The sequence below is a fragment of the Acinetobacter sp. genome (genome assembly GCF_036659555.1).
Taxonomy (GTDB): domain Bacteria; phylum Pseudomonadota; class Gammaproteobacteria; order Pseudomonadales; family Moraxellaceae; genus Acinetobacter.
Window position 1 is genome coordinate 1 of sequence record NZ_JAVXCI010000147.1, and the last position, 4,456, is coordinate 4,456.

Here is a 4,456-nt window from a genome sequence, read left to right on the forward strand (position 1 = left end):
AAAGCCAAAACCTTTGTCAGCGTTATATTGCTTAACTTTTCCTTGATATTGCTCAGCCTTCATAAACAGATCCTAATATGTACACGCTTTGTTGCAGTATATAAAAAAGAGGCTGTTAAAGCCTCCTTTCTGCTTCAATTCAAAAATTAATCTTTCTGCACTGAACCGAAAATTTTATCGCCGGCATCGCCCAGGCCCGGCACGATATAGCCATTGGCATTTAAGCCTTGGTCAATTGATGCGGTGAAAATAGTCACGTCCGGATGCGCAGCTTCAACACGCTTAATGCCTTCAGGCGCAGCCACCAGCACCATCACGCGGATGTCTTTGCAGCCGCTGGCTTTCAACACATCAATCGCCGCCACCAGCGATGAACCCGTTGCCAGCATTGGATCAATAATCATCGCCAGGCGGTTCTGCACATCCGGCACTAATTTTTTATAGTAAGTGCGCGCTTCCAGCGTTTCTTCATCGCGCTCAAGGCCCAGTACAGAAACTTTTGCGCTTGGAATCAAGTTTAAAAAACCGTCCAGCATGCCAATGCCCGCGCGCAGAATCGGCACAACGGTAATTTTTTTGCCGGCAATGCGGTCTACGGTAACTTTGCCGTTCCAGCCGTCAATCTCATGATCGCATACCGGCAAATCTTTAGTTGCTTCATAAGTCAGAAGCATCGTCACTTCCTGCGCCAGTTCACGGAAGTTTTTCGTGCTGATCTCAGCACGGCGCAGCAGGCCTAATTTATGGCGGATAAGCGGATGACGGATTTCATGGATGGCCACGGGAGAACACCTAAAAGGTTAAGATAAAATTTCTTCCATTATAAATGCATTTATCAAATGATAAAAATAAAAAAGCCCCCGAAGTCGGAGGCTTTTTTGTAATAACTGAATTAATCAGTCAATTAATCAGTTGAAACCGCTTTGCACCAAAGCCAGGATGAACTGCTGCAATTCAGGCGAAATGGCAAAGAATGCCACTTTAGACACGGCAATAACCGGGTCCGGATAAACACCGATCAGCAGCACCAAAGCCGCCGCGCCAAGCACCATAATGCCGCCGACTTTTTGGCCCCAATGATCAACAGCGTCAATGCGCGGATGGTCTGGAGGCGTCATGTACATCACGATCATCACGCGCAGGTAGTAGTACAGGCCGATACCCGAACCTAAGATCACCATCGCCACCAGGAACCAGGACTGGCCGGCAACTGCAGTTTTGATCACAAGGAACTTACCGATGAAGCCTGCAGTTAATGGAATGCCTGCAAGAGACAGCATCATCACGGTTAAAGCCGCAGTCAATACCGGACGGCGCCAGAACAGGCCGCGGTACTCCGCCAGGCTGCCGGCTTCGTCTGTGTTGTTGTACGGGCTGGACATTAATGTCACTACGCCGAACGCGCCGATGGTTGTCAGCACATAGGTGATCACATACACGTTCACGCTTTCAAATGTTGCAAAGCCTTGAACCTGCAGGAAGTCGGTATTGCGCGCGCTGATTACAGCCACCAGCAGGTAGCCGAAGTGAGCGATTGAAGAATACGCAAGGATGCGCTTCAGGTTCACTTGGCGCACTGCCAGCAAGTTGCCTGCAAGGATAGAAAGCACGGCAATAACGGTCAGAATGATTGCGAAGCTGTCAGCCAAAATCAGGCCTGAAGACAGCAGATAGCGCACAAACAGGCCAATCATGGCAACTTTAGCGACAGTCGCCAAGAAAGTCGCGATTGGCGCAGGCGCGCCCGCATACACATCCGGCGTCCATTTATGGAATGGCGCAAGAGACAGTTTAAACGCAACCGCAAAGACGATCAGCGCTAAGCCCAGCACTACAGCCGGCTGGCTGAAGTTAGTGAACAGCTTGCCCGGTTCCGCAACAAAGCTTAAAGAACCGGTGTAGGCATAGATATACGCCATGCCCATCAGCAGCATTGCGGAAGCTGTTGCGGAAAGCACAAGGTACTTTACGCCCGCTTCCAGCGACTGCGAACGCTGATGCGTATAGGCCAGCAGGCCGTACACTGGAATCGACATCAGCTCAAGGCTGATGAAGAAAGAAGCATAGTGCGTGCTTGCCACCATCAGCATTGCGCCTGTTACGGACGCAAGCATGAGGATGTAAAGCTCTTCACGGTTGTCTTTATAGGTTTCAATATAAGCGTGCGATAGAGTGCAGCACGCAAGCGCTGCAATAAGAATCACAAACTGATACAGCATCGTAAACGGATCGACGATGAACAGGTTCATTACGTTCGCAGGCGCGTACTGCCCTGCAAACACAACGAAGATAATGTAAAGCGCAGCAAGGTTCAAGCCGATAACGGATGTGGTTGCGGCTAAATTATGATTGCGCTTAACCGCCACCAGCAGCATCACCACAATTGCTGTTAAGGCAACAATCATGGCTGGCGCTAAAGGCATAAGCTCTGAAAATGACATTGTGAAGTTCATGGCTTATTGGATCTCCACATTTTCAGCTGAAACAACAGCTTGCTGCACTGTATCAACTGTTTCTTGAACAGGAATGTAGCTATTCGCTAACCACGCCATGCTTGAGTTGGAAACATCAAGGAAGCTTTGCGGGTATAGACCAAGCCATAACAGGCCGAAAGCACAGATCAGCAAAATCACTACTTCACGCGCATTTAAGTCTTTCAATGGGCTGCTGTAATGCGACTGCTGCTCTTCGCTCGGCGTACCGAATAATGCTTTGTGGATCAGAATCAAGCCGTAAAGGCCTGCAAAGACCAAGCTGACTGCAGCAAGAATAGTAAACACTGGGAATTTTGCATAAGAACCCATCAGAATCAGGAACTCGCCAATGAAGTTGCCTAGACCCGGAATGCCGACAAGCGCCGCCACGAAGAACATGAGGAAGAATGCAAGATACGGGAACTGGCCGCGCATGCCGCCCATCAGGCGCATATCACGCGTATGAACACGCTCGTACACCTGACCGCACATAATGAACAATGCAGCAGATGACAGGCCATGCGCCAGCATCATGATCATCAGGCCCTGGAAGGTTAAGATGTTGCCTGCGTAAATCGCAAGCAAGACAAAGCCCATGTGCGAAATAGACGTGTACGCCAGCAAGCGTTTCATATCGGTTTGCTGGAAAGCGCACCAAGCGCCGTAGAAAATGCCGATTAAACCGAAGATGATCGCGATGTCTGCAAACTGTGCAGAAGCCGCCGGGAAGAACGGAATTACGAAACGCAATAAACCGTAAGCAGCCGTCTTAATCAAGATACCTGCAAGGTCAACCGAACCCGCTGTAGGCGCTTGCGCATGCGCGTCTGGAAGCCAGCCGTGCAATGGGAAAACCGGAAGCTTGACCGCAAAGCCGATGAACAGGCAGATCATGAAGGCATAAGCCAGCGCAGGCGCCTGCGCTTCAATGGTATGCGCCACAGCCATTAAGTAGCTGTAGTCAAAGCGGATCACGCCGTTCATTGAATAGCCGACAGCCACAAGGCCAAGAATGCCGATCAGCATCACCAGGCCGGCAACCTGCGTATAAATGAAGAACTTAGTCGCTGCGTAAACGCGCGATTTGCCCTCTGCGCCTTTATGGCCCCAAAGCGCAATCAGGAAGTAGATTGGAACCAGCATCATCTCCCAGAAGAAGAAGAACAGGAACATGTCAATCGCTAAGAATACGCCGATCACGCCGCCTAAAGACCATAACAGGTTCAGGTGGAAGAAACCGACGTTCTTCTGAATCTCGCCCCATGAACAGCCGACAGCCAGCACACCTAAAAGTGCAGTCAAACCGACCATAAGAAGCGACAATCCATCCACAGCCAAGTGGATGTTGATGCCCAGGGTTTGAATCCAAGGCAGTTTAAACTCAGCAGCCCAAGTTGGCGCTGCCCCGCCTAATTCATAGTTATATGTGCCGGTCTGCCAGAGCACAATGGTCAGGACCAAAGTCACCAGCATGCCGATCAGCGCGATATAGCGCGGCAAGTGCTTGTCGAGCTTGTCGACCAGCCAGCATGCGAAACCGGCAATGAACGGAATAAGGATCAGAGCGGGTAAAATTAAATTGTTAGGAGCTTCCATTTTATTTCCCCACGACCTGAATCACGACCAAGATCATCAGTAAGACAACCGTACCGAATGCCATGCTTGAAGCGTATTCACGCAATGAACCGGTTTGACGCGAGCTGGTGAAGCTGTTGCCGGCTTTTACCAGCGCAGGCAGTACCAGCCATAAGCCGTCAATCGGGTCACGGCCCAAGATTTTCGCAATCAGCAGATACGGCTTCACAAATACGATGTTGTACAGCGCATCGAAACCCAGCGCATTGCGGCAGATGTTGGCCAAGCCAGCGCCCAATGAAGTTTTAGCAAAGCTTTTCACCGCGCCGTAAGCAAACGCGAATAAGACCACGCCAATCACTAAACCAACCGACGCAATACCCACAGCAGTCCATTCAGCGCTATGC

3 protein-coding genes and 1 pseudogene are annotated in these 4,456 nt (G+C 50.4%); all 4 read right to left on the reverse strand.

Annotated elements, in window-relative coordinates; translation table 11 throughout:
* Positions 1-146: 146 nt before the first annotated feature.
* Positions 147-782 carry a uracil phosphoribosyltransferase gene (upp, locus tag RSA72_RS14020; protein WP_332623962.1) on the reverse strand — a complete coding sequence of 212 codons (636 nt, stop codon included), beginning with the start codon at positions 780-782 and terminating at the stop codon, positions 147-149.
* Between the two features lie 126 nt (positions 783-908).
* A complete protein-coding gene (nuoN, locus tag RSA72_RS14025) occupies positions 909-2,453 on the reverse strand; it encodes an NADH-quinone oxidoreductase subunit NuoN (RefSeq protein ID WP_332623964.1) in 1,545 nt (514 codons plus the stop codon).
* A gap of 3 nt (positions 2,454-2,456) precedes the next feature.
* Positions 2,457-4,070, reverse strand: a complete 1,614-nt coding sequence (gene nuoM / locus RSA72_RS14030; RefSeq protein WP_332623966.1) for an NADH-quinone oxidoreductase subunit M — start codon at positions 4,068-4,070, stop codon at positions 2,457-2,459.
* A 1-nt stretch (position 4,071) separates the two neighbouring features.
* Positions 4,072-4,456 (reverse strand): annotated as a pseudogene (locus RSA72_RS14035) (NADH-quinone oxidoreductase subunit L); the annotation flags it as partial.

Excerpts from the sequence above, each read along its gene's own strand:
- nuoN (WP_332623964.1), bottom strand. The coding sequence starts at position 2,453 with ATGAACTTCACAATGTCATTTTCAGAGCTTATGCCTTTAGCGCCAGCC.
- nuoM (WP_332623966.1), bottom strand. The coding sequence starts at position 4,070 with ATGGAAGCTCCTAACAATTTAATTTTACCCGCTCTGATCCTTATTCCG.